This is a genomic window from Nocardioides sp. Leaf285, from assembly GCF_001422955.1.
GTDB lineage: Bacteria > Actinomycetota > Actinomycetes > Propionibacteriales > Nocardioidaceae > Nocardioides > Nocardioides kribbensis.
The window spans coordinates 1,093,119-1,115,528 of sequence record NZ_LMNH01000001.1 but is presented as its reverse complement, the minus strand read 5'-3'; the positions used below and the strand labels follow the sequence as shown (position 1 = coordinate 1,115,528).

23 protein-coding genes and 1 riboswitch are annotated in these 22,410 nt (G+C 75.3%); of the genes, 7 read left to right on the top strand and 16 right to left on the bottom strand.

The genetic code is table 11. The features are described 5' to 3' along the window. The first annotated feature begins 73 nt into the window (after positions 1-73). The 7 genes from ASF47_RS05150 to ASF47_RS05120 all read left to right on the top strand — a co-directional run bounded on the left by ASF47_RS05150 (position 74) and on the right by ASF47_RS05120 (position 6,099). Positions 74-895: an ABC transporter permease gene (locus tag ASF47_RS05150; RefSeq protein ID WP_056862814.1), complete on the top strand. Its 822-nt coding sequence runs from the start codon at positions 74-76 to the stop codon at positions 893-895. Further along, positions 883-1,719: an ABC transporter ATP-binding protein gene (locus ASF47_RS05145; RefSeq protein WP_082499983.1), complete on the top strand. Its 837-nt coding sequence runs from the start codon at positions 883-885 to the stop codon at positions 1,717-1,719. Before ASF47_RS05150 ends, ASF47_RS05145 begins: the two co-directional genes overlap by 13 nt. Next, entirely contained in the window at positions 1,716-2,783 is a 1,068-nt protein-coding gene (locus tag ASF47_RS05140) for an ABC transporter substrate-binding protein (protein ID WP_082499982.1), read from the top strand. Before ASF47_RS05145 ends, ASF47_RS05140 begins: the two co-directional genes overlap by 4 nt. Further along, positions 2,783-3,961, top strand: a complete 1,179-nt coding sequence (locus tag ASF47_RS05135) for an LLM class flavin-dependent oxidoreductase (protein WP_056862813.1) — start codon at positions 2,783-2,785, stop codon at positions 3,959-3,961. Before ASF47_RS05140 ends, ASF47_RS05135 begins: the two co-directional genes overlap by 1 nt. Positions 3,962-4,053: 92 nt before the next feature. Further along, positions 4,054-4,569, top strand: a complete 516-nt coding sequence (locus ASF47_RS05130; RefSeq protein WP_056862812.1) for a hypothetical protein — start codon at positions 4,054-4,056, stop codon at positions 4,567-4,569. Between the two features lie 20 nt (positions 4,570-4,589). Next, positions 4,590-5,162 carry a uridine kinase family protein gene (locus ASF47_RS05125; protein ID WP_200918944.1) on the top strand — a complete coding sequence of 191 codons (573 nt, stop codon included), beginning with the start codon at positions 4,590-4,592 and terminating at the stop codon, positions 5,160-5,162. 10 nt (positions 5,163-5,172) lie between these two features. Beyond that, the gene (locus ASF47_RS05120) at positions 5,173-6,099 is read left to right on the top strand and encodes an aldose 1-epimerase family protein (RefSeq protein ID WP_056863001.1); all 927 of its coding nucleotides are present in this window, start codon (positions 5,173-5,175) and stop codon (positions 6,097-6,099) included. A gap of 102 nt (positions 6,100-6,201) precedes the next feature. Here ASF47_RS05120 and ASF47_RS05115 read toward each other — a convergent pair whose 3' ends face one another. From ASF47_RS05115 to ASF47_RS05035, 16 genes are all read right to left on the bottom strand, one after another. Further along, on the bottom strand, positions 6,202-6,675 hold the full coding sequence (locus ASF47_RS05115) for a PH domain-containing protein (RefSeq protein WP_056862811.1): 474 nt from the start codon (positions 6,673-6,675) through the stop codon (positions 6,202-6,204). Beyond that, positions 6,659-7,525 (bottom strand): ATP phosphoribosyltransferase, encoded by an 867-nt coding sequence (gene hisG, locus ASF47_RS05110; RefSeq protein ID WP_193666496.1) that lies wholly within the window; start codon positions 7,523-7,525, stop codon positions 6,659-6,661. The genes ASF47_RS05115 and hisG overlap by 17 nt, the downstream gene beginning before the upstream one ends. A 23-nt stretch (positions 7,526-7,548) precedes the next feature. Further along, positions 7,549-7,812 carry a phosphoribosyl-ATP diphosphatase gene (locus ASF47_RS05105; protein WP_056862810.1) on the bottom strand — a complete coding sequence of 88 codons (264 nt, stop codon included), beginning with the start codon at positions 7,810-7,812 and terminating at the stop codon, positions 7,549-7,551. A 109-nt stretch (positions 7,813-7,921) separates the two neighbouring features. Beyond that, a complete protein-coding gene (gene ribH / locus ASF47_RS05100; protein WP_056862809.1) occupies positions 7,922-8,410 on the bottom strand; it encodes a 6,7-dimethyl-8-ribityllumazine synthase in 489 nt (162 codons plus the stop codon). Then, positions 8,407-9,786, bottom strand: coding sequence for a bifunctional 3,4-dihydroxy-2-butanone-4-phosphate synthase/GTP cyclohydrolase II (locus ASF47_RS05095; RefSeq protein WP_235558630.1), 1,380 nt, complete (start codon positions 9,784-9,786; stop codon positions 8,407-8,409). Before ASF47_RS05095 ends, ribH begins: the two co-directional genes overlap by 4 nt. Next, complete coding sequence (locus ASF47_RS05090; RefSeq protein ID WP_056862808.1) at positions 9,783-10,466, bottom strand: nicotinamide mononucleotide transporter family protein; 684 nt, start codon at positions 10,464-10,466, stop codon at positions 9,783-9,785. The genes ASF47_RS05095 and ASF47_RS05090 overlap by 4 nt, the downstream gene beginning before the upstream one ends. After that, entirely contained in the window at positions 10,466-11,107 is a 642-nt protein-coding gene (locus tag ASF47_RS05085; RefSeq protein WP_056862807.1) for a riboflavin synthase, read from the bottom strand. Before ASF47_RS05085 ends, ASF47_RS05090 begins: the two co-directional genes overlap by 1 nt. Beyond that, positions 11,107-12,201, bottom strand: coding sequence for a bifunctional diaminohydroxyphosphoribosylaminopyrimidine deaminase/5-amino-6-(5-phosphoribosylamino)uracil reductase RibD (ribD, locus tag ASF47_RS05080; protein ID WP_082500041.1), 1,095 nt, complete (start codon positions 12,199-12,201; stop codon positions 11,107-11,109). The genes ASF47_RS05085 and ribD overlap by 1 nt, the downstream gene beginning before the upstream one ends. A gap of 185 nt (positions 12,202-12,386) precedes the next feature. After that, positions 12,387-12,516, bottom strand: a riboswitch (FMN riboswitch). A 225-nt stretch (positions 12,517-12,741) separates the two neighbouring features. After that, on the bottom strand, positions 12,742-13,236 hold the full coding sequence (locus tag ASF47_RS05075; RefSeq protein ID WP_056862806.1) for a maleylpyruvate isomerase N-terminal domain-containing protein: 495 nt from the start codon (positions 13,234-13,236) through the stop codon (positions 12,742-12,744). A 3-nt stretch (positions 13,237-13,239) separates the two neighbouring features. After that, positions 13,240-13,935 (bottom strand): ribulose-phosphate 3-epimerase, encoded by a 696-nt coding sequence (gene rpe / locus ASF47_RS05070; protein WP_056862805.1) that lies wholly within the window; start codon positions 13,933-13,935, stop codon positions 13,240-13,242. Between the two features lie 72 nt (positions 13,936-14,007). Next, on the bottom strand, positions 14,008-15,675 hold the full coding sequence (locus tag ASF47_RS05065; protein WP_056862804.1) for a RecQ family ATP-dependent DNA helicase: 1,668 nt from the start codon (positions 15,673-15,675) through the stop codon (positions 14,008-14,010). Positions 15,676-15,829: 154 nt separating this feature from the next. After that, the gene (ligD, locus tag ASF47_RS05060) at positions 15,830-16,798 is read right to left on the bottom strand and encodes a non-homologous end-joining DNA ligase (protein ID WP_056862803.1); all 969 of its coding nucleotides are present in this window, start codon (positions 16,796-16,798) and stop codon (positions 15,830-15,832) included. A 73-nt stretch (positions 16,799-16,871) separates the two neighbouring features. Beyond that, positions 16,872-18,221, bottom strand: coding sequence for an RsmB/NOP family class I SAM-dependent RNA methyltransferase (locus ASF47_RS05055; RefSeq protein WP_200918962.1), 1,350 nt, complete (start codon positions 18,219-18,221; stop codon positions 16,872-16,874). Positions 18,222-18,301: 80 nt separating this feature from the next. Next, positions 18,302-19,276, bottom strand: coding sequence for a methionyl-tRNA formyltransferase (gene fmt, locus ASF47_RS05050; protein ID WP_056862801.1), 975 nt, complete (start codon positions 19,274-19,276; stop codon positions 18,302-18,304). 272 nt (positions 19,277-19,548) lie between these two features. After that, positions 19,549-20,094, bottom strand: coding sequence for a peptide deformylase (gene def, locus ASF47_RS05040; protein WP_056862799.1), 546 nt, complete (start codon positions 20,092-20,094; stop codon positions 19,549-19,551). A 151-nt stretch (positions 20,095-20,245) separates the two neighbouring features. Next, positions 20,246-22,345, bottom strand: coding sequence for a primosomal protein N' (locus ASF47_RS05035; RefSeq protein ID WP_056862798.1), 2,100 nt, complete (start codon positions 22,343-22,345; stop codon positions 20,246-20,248). Positions 22,346-22,410: the final 65 nt, after the last annotated feature.

Below are 22,410 nucleotides of genomic sequence, written 5' to 3'. Positions count from 1 at the left end.
GCGGTGTGTGATCCTCACCGTAAGTCGAGTGTCTGAGTTGACTTACAGGTATTGGTTTGCAGAGGGTGGAGCCATGACCGTGACCCCCGTGCTCGCCGGCCCGGCCGCGCCCACCCCCACGACCCCACCCCCACGACCCCTGCGACGTCCCCGCCTGCGGCACTTCCGCCGGTGGGTCTCCCCCCTCGTCATCCTCACGCTGTGGCAGCTCGCCAGCAGCACGGGGCTCCTCGACCCCCGCACGATGGCCTCGCCCGCGCAGATCGCCGTGCAGGCGGTGGAGCTGGTGCGCGACGGCACGCTCGGGCCGGCCGTGCTGACCTCGGTGCAGCGCGTGGTGCTGGGCTTCCTGATCGGCGCCGTGATCGGCGTCGTGCTCGCCGTGCTCGCCGGGCTCAGCCGGGTGGGAGACGACGCCGTCGACCCGCCGATGCAGATGCTGCGCACCCTCCCCCACCTCGGGCTCGTGCCGCTGTTCATCATCTGGATGGGCCTGGGCGAGACCCCGAAGATCGCGCTGATCGCCATGGGCGTGATGTTCCCGCTCTACCTCAACACCCTCGGCGGCATCCGCAGCATCGACCGCAAGACGATGGAGGTCGCCAAGGCGCTGCACCTCACGCGGGCCCAACGGATCCGCCACGTCGTCGTGCCCGGCGCGATGCCGCAGACCCTCGTCGGGCTGCGCCAGAGCCTCGGCATCGCCTGGCTCACCCTCATCGTCGCCGAAACCCTCAGCGCCACCTCGGGGCTCGGCTTCATGATCAACAACGCCCGCGAGTTCCTGCGCATCGACGTGATCGTCGTGGGTCTCGTGGTCTACAGCCTGCTCGGTCTGCTCACCGACGTCGTCGTCCGCCACCTCGAGAGAAGGGCCCTGTCATGGCGTTCCTGAAGTCCCGCTCCGCCGCCCGCGACTCCGCCGGGAGCCGCTCGGCCCGACGGGGGGCTCCGGCCCTCGACGCCTCCCTGGTCGCCCGGGTCCGCTCCCACCACCGCTCCTTCGGCCAGACCCACGTGCTCAAGGACGTCGACCTCGACATCGCCCCCGGCGAGTTCGTGGCCCTCCTGGGGCGCAGCGGCTGCGGCAAGTCGACGCTGCTGCGCAGCCTCGCGGGGCTCGACCCGGCTCCCGTCGAGGAGGTGCAGGTCAGCGGACGCACCTCGGTGGCCTTCCAGGAGCCGCGGCTGCTGCCGTGGCGCGACGTGCGCGAGAACGTCGCCCTCGCGCTGCTCAACGCCCCCGAGCGAGCCGAGCGGCACCGCCTGGCCGACGAGCGGATCACCGAGGTCGGCCTCAGCGGCAAGAGCGACGCCTGGCCGCTGCAGCTCTCCGGCGGGCAGGCCCAGCGGGTCTCGCTGGCCCGCGCGCTGGTCAGCAACCCCTCGCTGCTGCTGCTCGACGAGCCCTTCAGCGCCCTCGACGCGCTGACCCGCATCGAGATGCACCAGCTCGTCATCGACCTGTGGCGACGCCACTCCATGGCCATCCTCATCGTGACCCACGACGTCGACGAGGCGCTGGCCCTGGCCGACCGGCTCATCGTGCTCGACGGGGGCAAGGTCGCCGACTCCTGGCGGATCACCCTGCCGCGCTCGGACCGCGACCACTCCCAGCCCGAGATCGCCCGGACCCGCTCCGCGGTGCTCCAGGCCCTCGGGGTCAGGCCCACTCCCCCCAACCCGAACCGTCAGACCCAGAAGCAAGGTGCCGCATGAACCACGTCTCCCCCACCTCCCCGCGCCACGTCGGACGCCGACTGCGACGCCGTGGCCTGCTCGCCGGTGCCGTCGCCGCCGGGCTGCTGCTCACCGGCTGCGGTGGCGGCACCGGCAACGAGGACGCCGTCGCCGACGACGGGTCGGTCGACCTCAGCAAGGTGACCCTCATCGTCGGTGACCAGCGCTCCAGCAGCGTGCGCGCGCTGCTCGAGGCGGCCGACCTGGCCGACACGCCCTACGACATCGAGTGGAAGGAGTTCACCTCCGGCCCGCCGATGCTCGAGTCGGTGAACGCCGGGGCCGTGCACGTCGGGCTGGTCGGCAACACCCCGCCGCTCTTCGCGGCGGCCGCCCAGGGACAGTTCAAGATGGTCCAGGCCGTGACCTACTCCGGCAAGGGCGACGCCATCCTCGTGCCGAAGGACTCGCCCATCCAGTCGGTGGCCGACCTGGCCGGCAAGGACGTCGGCGTCGCCGTCGGCAGCTCGGCCAACTACAACCTGCTGGCCCAGCTCAGCGAGGCCGGCGTCGGCTACGACGAGATCGAGGTCAAGAACCTCCAGCCCGCCGACGCCCTGGCCGCCTTCACCTCCGGCAGCCTCGACGCCTGGGCGGTCTGGGACCCCTTCACCTCCCAGGCCGTCATCGACGAGGGCGCCCGCGTCCTGGCCGACGGCGAGGAGCTGGTCAACGGCTACAACTTCCAGGTCGCCTCCGACGAGGCCATCGACGACACCGCGACCGCGGCGGCCCTCGAGGACTACCTCGCCCGGGTCACCGAGGCACAGCTGTGGTCGGGCGAGCACCAGCAGGAGTGGGCCGACGTGTGGGCCCAGCAGACCGGTCTGACCCCCGAGGTGACGCTGGCCGCGGCCAAGCAGCGCCCGGTCACCATCGTGCCGATCGACGAGGAGGTCATCGCCTCGGAGCAGGAGATGGCCGACGCCTTCACCGAGAACGGGCTGCTGCCGGAGTCGGTGGACGTGGCCGACTACTTCTCCGACGCCTTCAACGACGTCACCGCCACCCAGCAGAGCCCGACGGCCGGAGCGGCCCGCTGATGCCGGGCGCGAAGCTCCACTGGTTCCTGCCGACCTCCGGCGACAACCGCGGCCTCGTCGGGGCCGGGCAGGGAGTGCCGGCCTCCGTGCGCGCCGGGCTCGACGAGACGGTCACCCACGGCTTCCGGGCCCCCGACATCGACTACCTCGCCCAGGTCGCTCGTACGGCCGAGCAGCTCGGCTTCGAGGGGGTGCTGACCCCGACCGGCACGTTCTGCGAGGACGCGTGGCTGACCACGGCGGCTCTCATCCGCGAGACCACGCGGCTGAAGTTCCTCGTGGCCTTCCGCCCGGGCGTGGTCAACCCGGTGCTGGCCGCGCAGATGGCCGCGACCTACCAGCGCATCTCCGGGGGCCGGCTGATGCTCAACGTCGTGACGGGTGGCGAGCCGCGCGAGCAGGCCCGCTTCGGCGACACCGCGGCCAAGGAGGTGCGCTACGCTCGGACCGAGGAGTTCCTCGCCGTGGTGCGTGGCACCTGGTCGCAGGCGCCCTTCGACTTCTCCGGGGACCACTTCACCGTGGAGGGGGCGATGGTCAGCGGCGGCATCGACCCGGTGCCCGACGTCTACTTCGGTGGCTCCTCCGGACCGGCGGGCCCGGTCGCGGCCAAGCACGCCGATGTCTACCTCACCTGGGGCGAGCCGCCGGAGCTGGTGGCCGAGAAGATCGCCTGGATGCGCGAGCTCGCCCGGGCCGAGGGACGCACGCTGCGCTTCGGGCTGCGCGTGCACACGCTGTCGCGCGACACGAGCGAGGCGGCCTGGGCCCACGCCCAGACGCTGCTCGACGGCCTCGACCCCGCCACCGTCGCCGGGGCCCAGGAGGCCCTGCGGGCCAGCGAGTCGACCGGGCAGCAGCGGATGCTCGCCCTGCGCGACGGGCGGACGAGCTTCGACTCCGCGCGTGAGCTGGAGGTGTCGCCGAACCTGTGGACCGGCGTCGGCCTGGTGCGCGGCGGTGCCGGCACCGCCCTGGTGGGCAGCCACGACGAGGTGGCCGCCCGCATCGCCGACTACCACGCGGTGGGCGTCGAGGAGTTCATCCTGTCCGGCTACCCGCACGTGGAGGAGGCCTACTGGTTCGCCGAGGGGGTCATGCCTCGGCTGGCCGCCCTGGGCGTCACCGGGGCGGCCGCCGCGACGGGCGCGCGCGAGGCGGTCACCGCGGGGCGCTGACACCCCGGGCGCGCCGCACCACGCACGCGGCACCACCCGACCCCGGGCCTCGCACGAGGCCCGGGGTCGCTCGTGTGTGTCAGGCTGGAGGGGTGGACGACGCCGCGTGGGCCGCACTGACCCTCACCCTCACCGCGCTGGGCGCGGTGGGCACCTGGCTGGTCTGGCGGCGACGCGGCCCGGCTCCCGCCCTGCGCGTCGGCGGGCTGACCCTGCTGCCCCTGGCGGCCTACCTCACCGACACCCTGCAGATGGCCACCCGCATCGGCACCGCCGTCTCCGACTGGGCGGCCGGCCTCGTGCTCAGCCCGGTCGTGTGGACCGGGATCGTGCTGGCCGGCGTCGGGGTCGGCCTCGTGCTGCTCGCCGGGTCGCTCACCGCCCGCGGCATCGGGGTGCGCGGCGTGCAGCGCGAGGGCGCCGTGGGCCCGGCCCGCGGCGCTGCCCTCGCGGGCGCCGACGGCTCCGCCGCACCGACCCGGACGACCCGGGCGAGCCGGGCCGACCGGAAGGCCGCCACGGCGAGCGGGTCCGGCAAGGGCGAGCCCGCCATCGACGACGACCTCGCCGACATCGAGGCCCTGCTGCGCAAGCGCGGCATCTCCTGACCCCCGCCCGGAGCGCCCGGGTGGTGCTCGACCTGGCCCGGGAGGGGGCGCCGCGGCTGGGCGGCTCGCGGCTGGTGTGCCTCGACGGGCCGGCCGGCTCGGGCAAGACCACCCTGGCCGCGGCCCTGGCCGACCTGGCCACCTCCGCCGGGCTCGACGCCCGCGTCGTCCACATGGACGACCTCTACGACGGCTGGGAGGGGCTGCCCCGCGTCGGCCAGGCGCTCGCACCGCTGATGGGCCCCCTCGCCACCGGGGCCCCCGGCCGCTACCGCCGCTACGACTGGCACCGGGCGGCCCTCGCCGAGACCGTCACCGTGCCCCCGGCCCCGCTGCTGGTGCTCGAGGGCGTGGGCTCGGGCCTCGCCGCGTGGTCACACCACCAGACCCTGCTGGTCTGGGTCGAGGCCCCGTCGGCTCTGCGACTGGCGCGCGGCCTCGAGCGCGACGGTGCCGACCTGGCCGACCGGTGGCGGGCGTGGCGCACGGCCGAGGACCTCCACCACACCGCCGACCGCACCCGGGAGCGGGCCGACCTCGTCGTCGACGGCACCGGCCGGACGCCTCCCGGGCCGCCGGGCGAGGCGCCCTAGGGTGGAGCCCATGCGTGCTCCCAGCGGTGACCAGTTCGAGATCGCCGGCGGCGGCTACCGCGCCGTCGTCACCGAGAGCGGGGCCGCGCTCCGCACGCTCGAGCACGCGGGACGTGCCCTCGTCGACGGCTTCGCCGAGGAGGAGATGACCTCCGGCGGGCGCGGCCAGCTGCTGATGCCCTGGCCCAACCGGCTGCGCGACGGCCGCTACCGCTGGGGTGGACGCGAGCACCAGCTCGCCCTGACCGAGCCCGGCCGCGCCAACGCCTCCCACGGGCTCGTGCGCTGGGTGGCCTGGACCGCCGAGGAGCACACCGGGCACTCGGTGTCGCTGTCCTACCGCCTCATGGCGCAGAGCGGCTACCCGTGGACGCTGGACCTGCACGTCGTCTACGACCTCTCCGCCGACGGGCTCACCGTGACCCAGACCGCCAGCAACACCTCGACCGCGCCCGCGCCGTGGGCCAGCGGGGCCCACCCCTACCTCCGCGTCGGCGCCGGCCCCGTCGACCCCCTCGAGCTCACGCTGCCGGCGGCGACCCGGATCCTGGTCGACCCCGAGCGGCTGCTGCCGGTCGGCACCGAGGAGGTCGAGGGCACGACGTACGACTTCCGGGTGGCGCGCCCTCTGCGCGACCTGCCGCTCGACGACGGCTTCACCGACCTCGTGCGCGACGACGACGGCACCGCCACCGCCGTGCTGCGCGACCCGCGCTCCGGCGAGGGCGTGGCGCTGTGGGTCGACCGCCACCACACGGCGCTGCAGGTCTACAGCGCCGACGAGGTCGCCGCCACCGCACGGCGCTCGCTGGCCGTGGAGCCGATGACGGCTCCCGCCGACGCCTTCGCCTCCGGCACCGGTGTCGTCACCCTCGGCGCCGCCGGTGAGCCCGACGACTCCTTCTCCGCCACCTGGGGCATCCGCGCGCTGGACTGAGCCGCCGCGCGCCACTTACCGACCGTTGCGACCACTACCCGACCATCGTGACGGTCAGGTAGTGGTCGCAACGGTCGGTAGGACGCCCCGGTCGGGGGCAGCTCAGCGGGGCAGCTCGGCGGCCAGGGCGCGGAGCTGGCGGGCGTGGGCCTGGGCGCGGGCGCCGTCGGAGCCCTGGATGCCCATCACCGCGGCGGTCGTGCCGTCGGCGAGGTCGAGGGTGACCCACGGGGCGCCCGGCGGGAGGTTGACCGAGACGATCTGCGGCCAGCTGTACTCGCGGCGGCGGTAGCCGTTGACCACGATCAGCCGGTCGCGCTCGGCCACGACGCGGGAGCGCACCAGGGCGAACATGCAGGCGTAGCCCAGCCCCACCAGCACGAAGAGCGTGCCGATCTGGAAGGCCGTGAACTTCGCCTGGGTCTCGTCGTCGAAGCTGAACCACGCGGCGGCGAACATCGCGAGCAGGCCGACGCCGAGCACCGCGCCGACGATGCGCGGGCCCAGCGGGCGCCAGGTGTGGGGCAGGGTGGGCGCGAGGTCGCGTCGCGCCGGACCCTCAGAGGCGGCAGGCATGGATGTCGGTGGTGAGGATGCCGCGGGCGCCGACCTGCCAGAGCTCGTCCATGAGGCGCTGGGCACCGCTGCGCGGCACCATCACCCGCACGGCCGACCAGCCCTCGCGGTGCAGCGGGGCCACGGTGGGGCTCTCGATGCCGGGGGTCAGGGCGACCGCGGCGGCGACCGCCTCGCTGGGGATGTCGTAGTCCATCATCACGTAGGAGCGGGCCACCAGCACGCCCTCCACGCGACGGCGGAAGACCTCGAAGCCGTCGGGAGCGGCCGCGCCGGAGCGGGTGATGACCACCGCCTCGGACTCCAGGATCGTCTCGCCGAACACCTCGAGACCCGCCTGGCGCAGCGTGCTGCCGGTCTCGACGACGTCGGCGATCGCGTCGGCCACACCGAGCTGGATGCTGGTCTCCACAGCCCCGTCGAGGCGGATCACCGTGGCCTCGATGCCGCGCTCGGCCAGGAAGGACCGCACGACCCCGACGTACGACGTGGCGATGCGGGCGCCCTGGAGCTGGGCCAGGTCGGTGAACGCACCGCGGGGGCCGGCGAAGCGGAAGCGGCTGCGGCCGAAGCCCAGGCGCATGGCCTCGTCGGCCTGCGCCCCGGAGTCCTGGAGCAGGTCGCGCCCGGTGACCCCGACGTCGAGGGTGCCCTCGCCGACGTAGAGCGCGATGTCGCGCGGGCGGAGGTAGAAGAACTCCACGCCGTTGTCGGCGTCGATGAGGGTGAGCTGCTTGGAGTCGTCGCGCTGGCGGTAGCCGGCCTCGCGCAGGATCTCCGAGGCCGACTGCGACAGCGAGCCCTTGTTGGGCACCGCGACGCGCAGCAGCGGGGTGGCGGGAGAGGTCATCGGGTCGGCCTTCGCGGGTGCGGTCACAGGTGGGCGTAGACGTCGTCGAGCTCGAGGCCGCTGGCCAGCATGAGGCACTGGGCGTGGTAGAGCAGCTGGCTGATCTCCTCGGCCGTGCGCTCCTTGCCCTCGTGCTCGGCCGCCATCCACGACTCCGCGGCCTCCTCGACCAGCTTCTTGCCGATGGCGTGCACGCCAGCGTCGAGCTGGGCCACGGTGCCGGATCCTGCGGGGCGGGTCCGGGCCTTGTCCTGCAGCTCGGCCCACAGCTCGTCGAACGTCTTCACAGCAGAGCAGCCTAGGCGGTGCCCTCGCGGCGGCGTACGACGGGACCGCGCGGCGGCACCCGCCGTGGCCTGGGCCACGCCGTCCGGGGCGGCTGCGGCCCGGGAGGGATCAGGCCAGCCGGCCGCGGCGCAGCCGCTTGAGCACGTGCGCGGTCTGGAGCGCGGCCGAGGTGGCCTCGTGGCCCTTGTCCTCCTTCGAGCCCTCCAGGCCGGCGCGGTCGAGCGCCTGCTGGTCGTCGTCGCAGGTGAGCACGCCGAAGCCGACCGCGACCTGGTGGTCGAGCGCGACGCGGGTGAGACCGTCGGTGGCGGCGTGGCACACGTAGTCGAAGTGGGGGGTGCCGCCGCGCACGACGACGCCGAGCGCGACCACGGCGTCGTAGCCCTGGGCGGCCAGGGTCGCGGCCACGACGGGGAGCTCGAAGGTGCCGGGCACCCGCACGACCAGCGGGTTGCCCACGGAGTACTCCTCCAGGGCGCGGTGGGCCCCGGCGAGCAGGCCGTCCATGACCTCGGTGTGCCAGCTGGCCGCGACGACGGCGACGCGCAGGTCGGAGGCGTCGACGGCCTCGGGGGTGGGTGCTCCGTGGCCGCTCATCGGGTGGCTCCGTTCGTCTCGAGGTCGGTGCCGGCCACCGTGCTGGTGCCGGCTGCGGGGTGGTCGACCCCGCCGTGGAGGTCGGGCAGGACGTGGCCCATCCGGTCACGCTTGGTGAGCAGGTAGGCCAGGTTGTGGTCGTTGGGGTGCGGGGTGAGCGGCACGCGCTCGGCGACGGTGATGCCGAAGTCCTCGAGGTTGCTGACCTTGTCGGGGTTGTTGGTCATCAGCCGCACGCTGGCCACGCCCAGGTCGCGCAGGACCTGGGTGGCGGTGCCGTAGTGGCGGGCGTCGGCGGGCAGACCGAGGTCGAGGTTGGCGTCGACGGTGTCGCGCCCGCCGTCCTGCAGGGCGTAGGCCTGGAGCTTGGCCAGCAGGCCGATGCCGCGACCCTCGTGGCCGCGCAGGTAGATCACCACGCCGCGCCCCTCGGCGACGACGCGCTCGAGGGCCTCGTCGAGCTGCGGACCGCAGTCGCAGCGGTGGCTGCCGAAGACGTCGCCGGTGAGGCACTCGGAGTGCACGCGGGTCAGCACCGGCTCCTCGCCGGAGAGGTCGCCGTGCACGAGCGCGATGTGCTCGGAGCCGTCGACGGTGATGCGGTAGCCCACGGCGGTGAAGTCGCCGGCGCGGGTGGGCAGGCGGGTCTCGGTGACCCGCTCGACGAGGTTCTCCACCCGGCGGCGGTGCCGCACGAGGTCCTCGATGGAGATCATGGCGAGGTCGTGCTCGTCGGCGAAGGCGCGCAGCTCGGGGGCGCGCTTCATGGTGCCGTCGTCGTTGACGACTTCCACCAGCACCCCGGCGGGGGTCAGCCCGGCGAGGCGGGCCAGGTCGACGGCGGCCTCGGTGTGGCCGCGGCGCACGAGCACACCGCCCTCGCGGTAGCGCAGGGGGAAGACGTGACCGGGGCGGGTCAGCTCCCAGGGCTCGGTGGCGGAGTCGGCGAGCACCCGGGCGGTGTGGGCCCGGTCGGCGGCCGAGATGCCGGTGGACACGCCGTCGCGGGCGTCGACGGAGATCGTGTAGGCCGTGCGCAGCTTGTCCTTGTTGTGCGGCGTCATCAGCGGGATCTCGAGCCGGTCGAGCATGTCGGCGGGCATCGGCACGCAGATCACGCCGCTGGAGTGGCGGATGGTGAAGGCCATCAGCTCGGGGGTCGCCTTGGCGGCGGAGAAGATGATGTCGCCCTCGTTCTCCCGGCCCTCGTCGTCGACGACCACGACGGCCCGGCCCGCCGCGATGTCGGCGATGGCGCGCTCGACGCTGTCGAGGCGCACGCCGCCGTGCTGCTCGGCGTGCTGCGCGGTGTAGGCGTCGACCAGGGGCTCGGCCTGCTCGACCGGCTCGTCGTGGGGTGCGGGGGTCTGGGTCATGCGTGTGCTCCTTCGAGGGCGGTCGTCTCCTCGACGACCGTGCGGGTGGCGCGCCACCAGGTGACGAGCCCGGCGACGCAGAAGCCGCCGTAGAACAGGTACATGCCGGCGGTCGGGTAGTAGCCGGCCTGGACGAGGGTGGTGACGCCGACGGCGTCGACGGCGATCCACACCAGCCAGAACTCCACCCAGCCGCGCGCCATGCCGTAGGTCGCCAGCAGCGAGCCGGCGAGGATCCAGGCCTCGGTGGCGGGGCTGTAGGAGCCGATCCGCACCAGCACCTCGTGGGCCACGGCGTAGCCGACCGCCGCGAGGGCGAGCAGCTGGAGCCGCTCGGCCCCGGTGGCCCAGCGCGGCGCGATCGCCCCGCCGTCGCTGCCGGGGCGGGCGTGGCTCCAGCGCCACCAGCCGTAGACGCCGGCCAGGGCGAAGAAGACCTGACGCCCGGCCTGGCCCCACAGCGGCTCGGCGACGGTGCCGCTGATCTCGCCGCTCACGAAGACGGTGAAGAGCAGCGCGTTGCCGACCAGGCCGACCGGCCAGGCCCAGGTGAGGCGGCGCATGCCCAGCAGGGCGCTGGCCAGGCCGAAGCCGTTGCCCACGACCTCGCGCACGCTGAGCGCTCCCCCGCCGACCGGGATCGAGCCGTGCAGCAGCCACTGCACCACGGCGTCGAGCATCAGGCGCCCTCCCCGAGGCGGCGCACCAGCGCGTCGAGGTGACCGCCCACGAGCAGCTTCTCGACGTGCTTGGCCAGCACGTCGGCCTCGAGGTTGACCCGGTCGCCGACGCGGCGCGAGCCCAGCGTGGTGCGGGCCAGGGTCTCGGGGATCAGGCTGACGGTGAAGCTGCGCTCGCCGGCCTCGACCACGGTGAGGCTGACGCCGTCGACGGTGATGGAGCCCTTGTCGACCAGGTAGCGGCCCAGGTCGCCGCCGGGCCCCTGCGGCAGGGAGACCTCGACGACCTCCCAGTGCTCGCTCGGGGTGCGACGCAGCACCTCGCCGACGCCGTCGACGTGGCCCTGCACGATGTGCCCGCCCAGCCGCTTGTCGGCGGTGACCGCACGCTCGAGGTTGACCCGGTCGCCCGGCGCGACGCCTCGCAGGCCGGTCTTGTCGAGGGTCTCCTGCATGACGTCGGCGGTCCAGGTCGTGGCCGTGCGCTCCGCGACGGTCAGGCAGCAGCCGTTGACCGAGATCGAGTCGCCGAGACCGGCGTCCTCGAGCACGACCGAGGCCTCGACGGTGAGGCGGATCGCGTCGCCCTGCTCCTCGACGGCGGCCACGGTGCCGAGCTCCTCGACGATTCCGGTGAACATCAGCGGGTCCCTCCTGGGATGGGCGCCGGCGTGGCTGCCGGCTGGTCGACGGGGTGCTCGGCGGGTTGCTTGGCGTGGTCGGACCCGCGCGGGGCGGGCACCAGGGTGAGGCGTACGTCGGGCTGCTCGCCCTCCACGCCCTCGATGACGGTGACGTCGGTGAGCACCGGTCGCAACGCTGCGTCGACGGTGCTGATTCCGAGGTCGCCCACGGCGCTGGCGCCCGCCCCCAGGAGCACGGGGGCGACGTAGGCGACGATCTCGTCGACGAGCCCGGCGCGCACGAACGCCGCGGCCAGGCGCGGGCCGCCCTCGAGGAAGACGTGGCGGCGCTCGAGCCCGGCGAGCTGGGCCAGCGCGGCCCGGGGGTCGCGGGTGCGCAGGTGCACGGTCTCGGCGGAGCCGTCGAGGACCCGGCGACCCGGCTCGAGGTCGCTCTCCCCCATGACGGCGCGCAGCGGCTGGTGCTGCAGCGGGCGGTCCTGCTCGTCGCGCACGGTGAGCGCGGGGTCGTCGGCGGCCACCGTGCCGGTGCCCACGAGCACCGTGTCGGCGAGGGCGCGCAGCCGGTGCACGTCGCGGCGGCTGGCGCGCCCCGAGATCCACCGGCTGGTGCCGTCGGCGGCCGCGCTGCGCCCGTCGAGGGTCGCCGCCAGCTTCCAGGTCACGAACGGGCGGCCGTGCTCGACCGCGAAGGTCCACACCCGGTTGAGCGCGCGTGCGTCCTCCTCGAGCAGGCCGGCCTCGACCACGAGGCCGGCCGCCCGCAGCGTCTCGGCACCGCCCCGGGCCACCGGGTTGGGATCGGACTGGGCGTAGACGACCCGGCGTACGCCGGCCTCCACCAGCGCCCGCGCGCACGGTCCGGTGCGGCCGGTGTGGTTGCAGGGCTCCAGGGTGACCACGGCGGTGGTGCCGCGGGCGGCCGCTCCCGCGCGGGCCAGCGCGTCGGCCTCGGCGTGGGGCGTGCCGGCCCCGCGGTGGAAGCCCTCGGCCACGGTGGCGCCGTCGTCGGCGAGCAGGACGCAGCCGACCCGCGGGTTCGGCGAGAGCGGCACGCCCGGGGTGGCGGCCAGGGCCAGGGCGCGACGCATGGCCGCCGCCTCGTGCCCGGCGCCGTCGGCGTCAGTCCCACCGGTGCCGTGCCGGGTGCTGTGCCCGGTGTCGTGCCCGGTGCCGTGCTCGCTGCTCACCGCCGCCCCTCTCTGGTCCGCGCTCGGACTCCGGGGCTGACTGCGGTGGTCGACGACGGCACGCGACGCGTGCGTCGACGGGTCACCTGCGTGCACTTCCCATCCGGACTTTGACCGTCGGTCCAGGAGTTCCACCTGGTCAACCGGTCACTGGAGGTGACCGGGTCGCGGACTTTCACCGCCGGCTCGGATTTTCACCGACCCCAGAGCACGCGAGCAATGTTGACTCGTCAGGTGCAGTTTAACCACACCCGTGTCGTCCGCGGGTGTGAGCACCCGCACAGCGGGCTCGGTGCGGCGGCCCGGGGTCGGCGGTGGGGGCCTGCAGCCACGGACGTCATGCGGACCGAGGATGCGACTCCACCCTTCGCATGACGCCGGGAGGGCCACGCGGCGGGGGCGGGCGCGGGCGGCGGCACAGGCCGCCGGGGGCGGCGCCGCTCAGGCGGTGGCGTCCTCGCGGCGGCCGAAGGGCAGCAGCGCCAGGCCCTGGCGGTCCAGGCCGGCGGGGTCGGCGGCGTCGCCCTCGAGGCGTGCGAAGCCCTCCTCGGCGTAGAGCGTGTCGCCGGCCTCGCGCGCGAGCACCTCGAGGAAGGTCAGCTGGTCCTCGCCCAGGCGCAGGTCGGCCTCCAGGGCGCGGGCGACGTCCCAGGCGTGGAGGGTCAGCTCGAGGGTGTCGTAGGGCGCGGTGGCGGCCAGGGCGGGGTCGTCGGGGATGGCGGCGGCGTAGGTGGCCATCAGGTCGCCGGTGACGTCGCCGGCCAGACGCGCGCCCAGCACGTGCTCGTGGTGCTCGAGCACGTGGGTCACGACGTCGGACACCGTCCACCCCGGGCAGGAGGGAACGGGCCTGACCAGGTCGGCCGCACCGACGCGGTCGAGCACGGCGCGGAAGGTGTGGGCGGCGCGCAGGTAGGTGGCCTGGAGGGTCGGCACGGCTCAGGCCCCCGGGACGTCGGTGCCCGTGGCCGCGGCGCCCGTGGCGGTCTCGGCGGCCGCGCGCAGGCGGCCCACCATCTCGTCGGGGTCGTCGGCGGAGTAGACCGCGGAGCCCGCCACGAAGACGTCGGCACCGGCCTCGGCGCAGCGCTCGATGGTCTCCAGCGAGACGCCGCCGTCGACCTGGAGCCAGGTCTCGACGCCGTGGCGCTCCAGCAGGGCGCGGGTGCGGCGGATCTTGGGCAGCACCAGGTCGAGGAACGTCTGGCCGCCGAAGCCGGGCTCCACGGTCATCAGCAGCACCATGTCGAGCTCGGGCAGCAGGTCGGCGTAGGGCTCGATCGGGGTGGCCGGGCGCAGGCCCATGCTGGCGCGACCGCCGGCGGCGCGGATCTCGCGGGCCAGCCGCACCGGCGCGCGGGCCGCCTCGACGTGGAAGGTCACCGAGGCGCAGCCGGCCTCGACGTACGCCGGGGCGTGGGAGTCGGGGTCCTCGATCATCAGGTGCGCGTCGAGGGGCAGGTCGGTGGAGCGCGCGAGGGCCTCGACCATTGTCGGGCCGAAGGTCAGGTTGGGCACGAAGTGGTTGTCCATGACGTCGACGTGCACCCAGTCGGCGCTGCCGATGCGGCCCACCTCCTCGCCCAGGCGGGAGAAGTCGGCGTTGAGGATGCTCGGCGTGATCTGGATGCCCACGGGGGGTGAGCCTAGGCGAGGGCCGGGGTCGGGGCCTCCCGGGGGCGGGCTCGCGAGGGTCGCCGGACCGGCTCAGCCCGCGGCCAGCAGGTCGTGGTCGCGCACGACGTCGAGGGCCAGCGTGCGGTAGCCGACGCTGTCGAAGAGCACGGTGACCCGGTCGGCCTCCAGCTCGGTGACCACACCGTCGCCGAACTCGGGGTGGTGCACCTGCTCCTGCAGGCGGTAGCCCACCTCGTCGGGGTCGACCGCGTCAGGGACGACCCCGGCGCGACAGGTGTCGCAGCGCCCGCAGGGACCCGCGAGCTGCTCGCCGAGGTACTCCACCAGCACCTGCGAGCGGCAGCGGTCGGTCTCGGCGTAGTGGCGCACCAGCTCGACCCGCGAGCGCTCGAGGTCGCGACGGCGGGTGGCCAGCTCGCGGGCGGCGTCGACCCCGGTGCCCCGCCCGGACTCCTCGGCGTCGCGCAGCAGGTTGACCAGGCGGCCGGCCTTGCGGCGACCGCAGCCCACCCGCTCGCCGACGAGCTCGACGGGGTCGAGGTCGGCGACGTCGGCGTCACCCTCGGCGCGAGCCGTGTCGAGGGCGTCGAGCGCGGCCCGCGCCCTCCTCAGGTCGCCCCGCGACGGCACGGTGGCCGAGAAGAACCGGCCCAGCGCCAGGTCCTCCTCGCGGTGCACCAGGGTCGCGGTGGCGTCGGCGCCGTCACGACCGGCCCGTCCCGCCTCCTGGTAGTAGGTGTCGGGCGACTCCGGCGCGTGGGCGTGCACCACGAAGCGCACGTCGGGCTTGTCGATGCCCATGCCGAAGGCCGAGGTCGCCACGACGATGTCGACCGCGCCGCCCAGGAAGGCCACCTGGGTCTCGCGGCGCCGGCGGTGGGCGAGGCCCGCGTGGTAGGCCTCGACCGTGCGGTCGCCGAGGCGCTCGTCGGCGCGCAGCAGCTCGACGTAGCGCGCCGTGGCCGGGCGGGTGCGGCAGTAGACGATGCCCGCGGCGTCGGCGGGGCCGGCGAGGGCCGCGTCGAGCACCGCGCGCTCCTGCTCGTCCTCCCCCGCGACGCGCACCACGTCGAGCACGAGGTTGTCACGGGCGAAGTCGGTGACGACCAGGCGCGGGTCGCGCAGCTCGAGCCGCTCGGCGATCTCCTCGCGCACCGGCGGCGCGGCGGTGGCCGTCATCGCCACCACCCGCGGGCGCCCCGAGGGGCTGGCCTCGCGGTCGCCCAGCTCGTCGAGCAGGGCGCCGAGGCGGTGGTAGTCGGGCCGGAAGTCGTGCCCCCACGCCGAGACGCAGTGCGCCTCGTCGACGGCCACCAGACCCGGGCGGGCCACCGCGAGGCGGCGGCGTACGTCGTCGAGCGCCAGCTGCTCGGGGGCGAGGAAGAGGAAGTCGAGCTCGCCGGCCTCGGCCGCGGCGAGCACCTCCTCGCGCCGGGTGGCGCTCTCGGCCGAGCTCAGCCGGGCCGCCCGCACGTCGCCGCGCAGCGCGTCGAGGTGGTCGACCTGGTCCTGCTGGAGGGCCAGCAGGGGCGAGACCACGAGGGTCAGCCGCTCCAGGATCGTGCCGGCCAGCTGGTAGGTCAGCGATTTGCCCGCGCCCGTGGGCGAGATCAGCAGCACGTCGTGGCCCTCGAGCAGCGCAGTGGTCGCCTCGAGCTGGCCCGGCAGCAGGTCGGCGTGGCCGAAGACGTCGTGGGCGGCGCGGCGGACTCGGTGCTCGGTGGCGGAGGAGGTCACCTGCTCACCCTCGCCCGGCGCCGGCCTCCCGCGGACCGCCCGCAGGGGTGGAGGGGCCGCGCGGTCTCACCCCTTCGGCCCACCCCACCCCGGACCCCTGGCCCCCGGACCCCTGGCCCCCTGACCCGCGCCCGGGCCCTGGCCCTGGGGGGGCTCAGTCCTCCGGGTCGGCCGGCGGGGACGCCCCGTCGCGCTCGTCACGGGCGGCCCACTCGAGCAGCGGCGCGAGGTCGAAGGTGTGCTCGCCGTCGTCGAGCCCCGCGTGCAGGTCGCCGAGCTCGGCGAAGCGGGCCGGGACCGTGGCGATGGTGAAGTCGCGCGGGTCGGCGTCGTCGACCTCGTCCCAGCGGATGGGGGTCGAGACGCGGGCGTCGGGCAGTCCGCGCACCGAGTAGGCCGCAGCGATCGTGTGGTCGCGGGCGTTCTGGTTGTAGTCGGGGAAGACCGCGCGGGGGTCGCGGTCCTTGCGCCACCAGGTGGTCGTGACGTCCTGGGGGCTGCGCCGCTCCACCTCGCGGGCGAACGCGAGCGCGGCGCGGCGTACGTCCTTGAAGCCGTGGTCCGGCGCGATCCTCACGTAGACGTGCAGGCCCTTGCTGCCGCTGGTCTTGGGGAAGCCCGTCGCCCCGAGGTCGTCGAGCACCTCGTGGGCGACGTGGGCGACCCGGCGCACCGTGTCGTAGTCGCACTCGGGGCCGGGATCGAGGTCGATGCGCCACTCGTCGGGCTTCTCGGTGTCCTCGCGGCGGCTGTTCCACGGGTGGAACTCCACGGTCGACATCTGCACCGCCCACACCACCGCGGCCAGCTCGGTCACGCACAGCTCGTCGGCCGTGCGGTCCCACCGGGGGAAGTGCAGCCGGACGGTCTCGACCCAGTCCGGCGCCCCCGCCGGCAGCCGCTTCTGGTGCACCTTGGGGCCGGTCAGGCCCTTCGGGAAGCGGTGGAGCATGCAGGGTCGGTCCTCGAGGGCGTGCACGATCCCGGGCCCCACCGCGAGGTAGTACTCCACCAGGTCGAGCTTGGTCGCGCCCGACTCGGGGAAGTACACGCGGTCGGGGTTGCTGACCCGCACCACCCGGCCCTCCACCTCGACCTCGACCGCGGGTGCCTTCGTCGCCATGGCTCGACCTTAGGCGCCACAGGACGGTGACGAGGGGCGGCGGGCCGCCACGGCCCCTCGTCGGCGGGGCGCCCTACGGCGTGCCGGGGGCGCGCAGCAGGGCCATGAACATCGCGTCGGTCTCGTGGCGGTGGGGCCACAGCTGCAGCGTGCCGGGCAGGGGCCCGGCCGCGTCGGCGACCTGCGGGAGCTGCGCGGCGAGGTCCTCCAGCACCACCCCCGGACGCTGGGCCAGGACCGACGAGACCACCTCGGCGGTCTCGGCGAGGATCGGCGAGCAGGTCGCATAGAGCACCACGCCCCCGGGCCGCACCAGGTCGAGCGCCGAGGTCACCAGCGCACGCTGGAGCAGCACCAGGGTCAGCAGGTCGTCGGGGCGACGGCGCCAGCGCGCCTCGGGACGCCGGCGCAGCGCCCCGAGACCGGTGCAGGGTGCGTCGACCAGCACCCGGTCGAAGGAGCCGTGGCGCCACGGCGGTGCCGTGCCGTCGGCCGTCACCACGCCGAGCACCCCGTCGGCACCGCCCAGGGCGCGCGCCACGAGCCGGGCGCGGTGGGGCTGCCGCTCCCCCGCCACCAGCGCGGCGCCACGCCGGGACGCCAGGGCGGCCAGCAGGGCCGCCTTGCCGCCAGGACCGGCGCACAGGTCGAGCCAGCGCTCGTCGGGGCCCTCGAGGGGTGCCTGCGCGAGGGCCTCCGCGACCAGCTGCGAGCCCTCGTCCTGCACCCCGGCGCGCCCCTCGGCGACCGCCGCCACCTCGCCCGGGTCGCCGCCCCCCAGCACGACGCCGTACGGCGAGAGCCGGGTCGGCGTGCCGGGCAGCTCGTCGCGGGTCGAGCGACCCGGGCGCGCGACCAGCGTGACCCGCGGGGCCACGTTGTCGGCCGCGAGCAGGTCCGGCAGCTCGCCCGCGGCCTCGCCCAGGGCGCGGCGCAGTGCGGCCACGACCCAGGTGGGGTGGCTCCACGCGATGGAGGCCTGCTTGTCGTCGCTCGCGGCACGGGGTGCGAGCTCGGCGACCCACGCCTCGAGGTCGCGCTGGGCGACCTTGCGCAGCACGGCGTTGCTGAAGTTGCCCGCGCCGTGGCTGACCTTGCCGCGCACCAGGTCGACCGTGGAGCTGATCGCGGCGTGGTCGGGCACCCGCATCGACAGCAGCTGGTGCACCCCCAGTCGCAGGGCGTCGAGCACCTTGGCCTCGATCTTGCGCAACGGCCGGTCGGCGCAGGCGGCGATGACGGCGTCGTAGGTGCCCTGGCGGCGGATCGTGCCCGAGACCAGCTCGGTGGTGAAGGCGGCGTCGCGGCCGCTGAGGCCGGCCTCGCGCAGGACGCCGGGCAGCACCAGGTTGGCGTAGGCGTCGTCGACGCGCACGGCCTTGAGCACCTCGAGCGCCGCCAGGCGTGCCGGGTCGGCCCGCACCTGCCCCCCGGCCGGCCGCCGCGCGGGCGGACGCCGCCCCGGGGCCGCGCCGCCCGCCGCGCGCCGGTCGGCCGGCCCGCTCACGCGGTCGGCTCGGCGCCGGGCTCGGCGCTGGCGTCGGGGACCTGTGCGGGCGCGCCGAGCCTGGCGCCGCTCTCGAGCCGCACCCCGCGGGCCCAGTCGGCGGCGCGCATCTGCTTCTTGCCGAAGGCCTTGACCTCGCCGAGGCTGACCGCGTGGGTGCCGGTGCCGACGACGACGTGGTTCTTGCCGACCACGATCTCACCCGGCGGCAGCGCTCCGTCGGTGATCTCGACGGGCCCGATCTTGATCCGCTCGCCCTCGAAGGTCGACCACGCACCCGGCCCGGGGGTGCAGGCCCGGATCCGGCGGTCCACCGCGGGGGCCGGCTCGCGCCAGTCGACCTCGGCGTCCTCGACGAGGATCTTCGGGGCCAGGCTGACGCCGTCCTCGGGCTGCTCGCGGGCGACGAGCGAGCCGTCCTCGATCCCGTCGAGGGTCGCCACGAGCAGCCCGGCTCCGCCCTCGGCGAGGCGGCCGAGCAGGTCGCCGGCGGTGTCGGTGGGGCGGATCCGCTCGGTCATCACGCCGAAGGTGGGGCCGGCGTCCATGGCCTTCACGATGCGGAAGGTCGTGGCGCCGGTGACCTCGTCGCCGGCCCACACCGCGTGCTGCACGGGGGCCGCCCCTCGCCAGGCCGGGAGGCAGGAGAAGTGCAGGTTGACCCAGCCGTGGGGCGGGATGTCGAGGGCCGACTGGGGCAGCAGGGCGCCGTAGGCCACGACGGGGCAGCAGTCGGGGCGCAGCGCCCGCAGGGCCTCCTGGAAGTCGGGGTCGCGCGGGTGCTCGGGCTTGAGCACCGGCACCCCGAGCTCGACGGCGCGCTGGGCGACGGGGCTGGCGGTGAGTCTGCGACCTCGTCCGGAGGGCGCGTCGGGCCGGGTGACGACGCCGACGAGCTCGTGGCCGGAGGCCGCGACGGCCTCCAGGGACGGGACGGCGACCTCGGGGGTCCCGGCGAAGACGACTCTCACTGCTCTCCTCAGGTGGTGACGGTGCGCGACGGGCGCTCACCGCCGGTGTGGCTCGTGGTGTGGCTCGTGGTGTGGCTCGTGGTGTGGCTCGTGGTGTGGCTCGTGGTGTGGCTCGTGGTGTGGCTCGTGGTGTGGCTCGTGGTGTGGCTCGTGGTGTGGCTCGTGGGGGTGGATCGTGGGGGTGGATCGTGGGGGTGGATCGTGGGGGTGGATCGTGGGGGTGGACCGCGGCGGGGTCGGAGGACGGGGCGCGCCGGGGCCCGTCGGCCCGGCTAGATGCCGAAGCCCCGGGTGGCGTGGGGGCTGACCTTGACGGTGGGGCGCTCCAGGCCGAACCATTCCGCCTCGCGGATCTCGCGCATCGCGGCCTTGCGGGCGGCCTGGTCGAGACGGTCGACGAAGAGCACCCCGTCGAGGTGGTCGGTCTCGTGCTGGATGGCGCGGGCCAGCAGGTCGCTGCCGTGGACGGTGACCGGCTCACCGTGCATGTCGAAGCCGCGCGCCACCACCGAGAGCGCGCGGGTGCACTCGAAGGACAGGTCGGGGATCGACAGGCAGCCCTCGAGACCGTGCTGCTCCTCCTCCGACAGCTCGAGGCGCGGGTTGACGAGGTGACCGAGCTCGCCGTCGACGTGCCAGGTGAAGACGCGCAGCCCGACGCCGATCTGGGGCGCCGCGAGCCCGGCCCCCGGCGCCTCCACCATGGTGTCGGTGAGGTCGGCCACGAGCTTGTGCAGCTCGCGGTCGAAGTCGACGACCTCGAGCGCCGGCTTGCGCAGCACGGGGTCACCGAAGAGGCGGATGGGCTGGACGGCCACGGGACTCCTTGGCGGGGCGACGGATGTGCGGTCGGTCGGCGGTGGATCGATGGTGGATCGGCGGTGGATCGGTGGTGGACCGGTGGCCGATCACGACCGGCGCCCACCTCCACCGTCGACGTCCCAGTCTAGGCCCGCCGGGTCGGGCCCCCTAGCCGAGGCTGGGCGGGTCGACCTGGATGCGGACCGGGTCGAGCTTGCGCGAGGACCGGAGGCGCTGGAGGTCGCCGAGGGCGCGCGAGAGCTCCGGGCCGCGGTGCCGCGGGACCCTCACCACGACCCGCTCGGGGTGGTCGGGACCCTCGCCCTCCGGCACCGGCCCCAGCACCTCCGCGCCCTCGGGGGCGGCGAGGAGCACCAGGGCGTCGTCGACCGCCCCGGCCGGCCCGGAGATCGTGGCCAGGCGCGAGGCGGGCGGCAGGTGGGCGCTGCGACGCTCCTCGGCCTCGCGCTCGGCGAAGCCGGCGGGGTCCCACCGGACGAGGGCCTGCAGCGCGGGGTGGGCCGGGTCGCCGACGGCCAGGGCCCGACCGCCCGGCGTCACCAGGCCCACGGCGTTGGCCCAGCGGCGCAGCGCCTCCTCGGTGGTGCGCAGGTCGGTGCGGGCCAGGGGCAGCCAGGTGTCGAGCAGGACCACCGCGGCGTAGCCGCCCTCGGCGACGGGCTCGGCCCCGGGGGTGGCCACCACGATCGCCGGGCGTGCCTCGACCCGGGCGAGCACCTCCCCGCCGGCCGACGAGGTGCGGACGCGGGTGCCGGGGAAGGAGCGCCCCAGCTCCTCGGCGGTGCGGGCGTCGCCGACCACCGGCGCACGCAGCCCCCGGTGGCCGCACTCGGGGCACGCCCACCCCGGCGCGGGCGTCGCGCACCACCGGCAGGCCGGGGGGTCGGCCGCGCCACGCAGGTGGAGGGGGCCGGAGCACACCGCGCACCGCGCGGGCGTGCGGCAGCGCTCGCAGGCCAGCGAGGCGGCGTAGCCACCCCGCGGCACCGAGACGAGCACCGGCCCCGAGCCGAGCGCGTCACGCACCAGGTCGCGCACCTGGGTCGGCAGCCGGGCGGTGCGGGCGTGGGGGTCGCGGCGCAGGTCGTGCTCACTGGCACCGGCCACGGTCACCGTGACCGCCCGGCGCAGCGTGCCGCGGTCGGCGACGAGCTCGCGCGCCCACCCCGTGCGGACCAGGTGGTCGCCCTCCACGGTGCGCGTGAAGCCGCCGACCAGCGCGGCCGAGCCCTGCTCGGCCGCGCGCAGCAGCAGCACCTCGCGGGCGTGGGGGTAGGGGGCCCGCTGCTCGGCGTGGTTGTCGTCGCCGTCGTCCCAGATCGCCACCAGGCCGGGGCTCGCCACGGGCGCGAACGCGGCGGCGCGGGTGCCGACGGCGATCCGGCGCGAGCCCCGGGAGAGCAGGAGGAAGGCGCGGTAGCGCTGCGCCGGACCGGTGTCGGCGGTCAGCACGGCGTGCTGCGGGGGCAGCCCGGCAGCGGCGGCGGCCCGCTCGAGGGCCTCGGCCACCCGCGCGACGTCCTTGCCGTCGGGCAGGCAGAGCACCGCTCCCCCGGGCGCGCCGAGCGCCGCCAGGGCCAGCAGGTGCGGCCAGTCGGCGCCGGGTGGCGGGCCCCAGACCGCGCGGGGGGCTCCGCCCTCGGCGAGGTGGGTGAGGAAGGCCGCGCCGTGGGGGTGCTGGGCCCACGCCTCACGGCCGTGAGCGCCGAGGGCCGACACCGCGGCCGGGGGCAGCGGGGCCAGGTCACCGGAGGGCTGCTCCCCGAGGGCCTCCTTCTCCGCACCGGCATGGCGCGGGGGCACGGCGAGGCGCAGCACGTCGGCACGGGCGCCGGCGTAGCGCTCGGCCACGGCCGCGGTCAGCGCCGCGACGCCGGGTAGCAGCACCGGCTCCGGGCTGACGACGCGGCGCAGCGGCTGGAGGACGCCGGGGTGGTCGGAGGAGGCGGCGCGCTCGACGAGGAAGCCGTCGACGTCGTGGCCGGCGAAGCGCACCTTGACCCGGACCCCGGGGCGGGCGTCGTCGGCCATCGCGGCCGGCACGGCGTAGTCGAAGGGGCGGTCGAGGTGGGCCAGCGGCACGTCGACGAGCACCCGGGCGACGGGGTCGACCTCGGCGATCTCCACCTCGCGGCGCTTGCGCTCGCGCGTGGCGCGCGCCTTGGCCTGCGACTCCTTCAGCGTGGCGCGCACCAGCCCCGGCAGCAGCTCGGGCTGCTCGTCGCGGCGGGGGTCGGCAGGGGGCACGGGCAGATGTCTACCAGCGTCCGCCGACCGACCCGTCGGCCCTCGACCGCTCGTCCACAGACGCA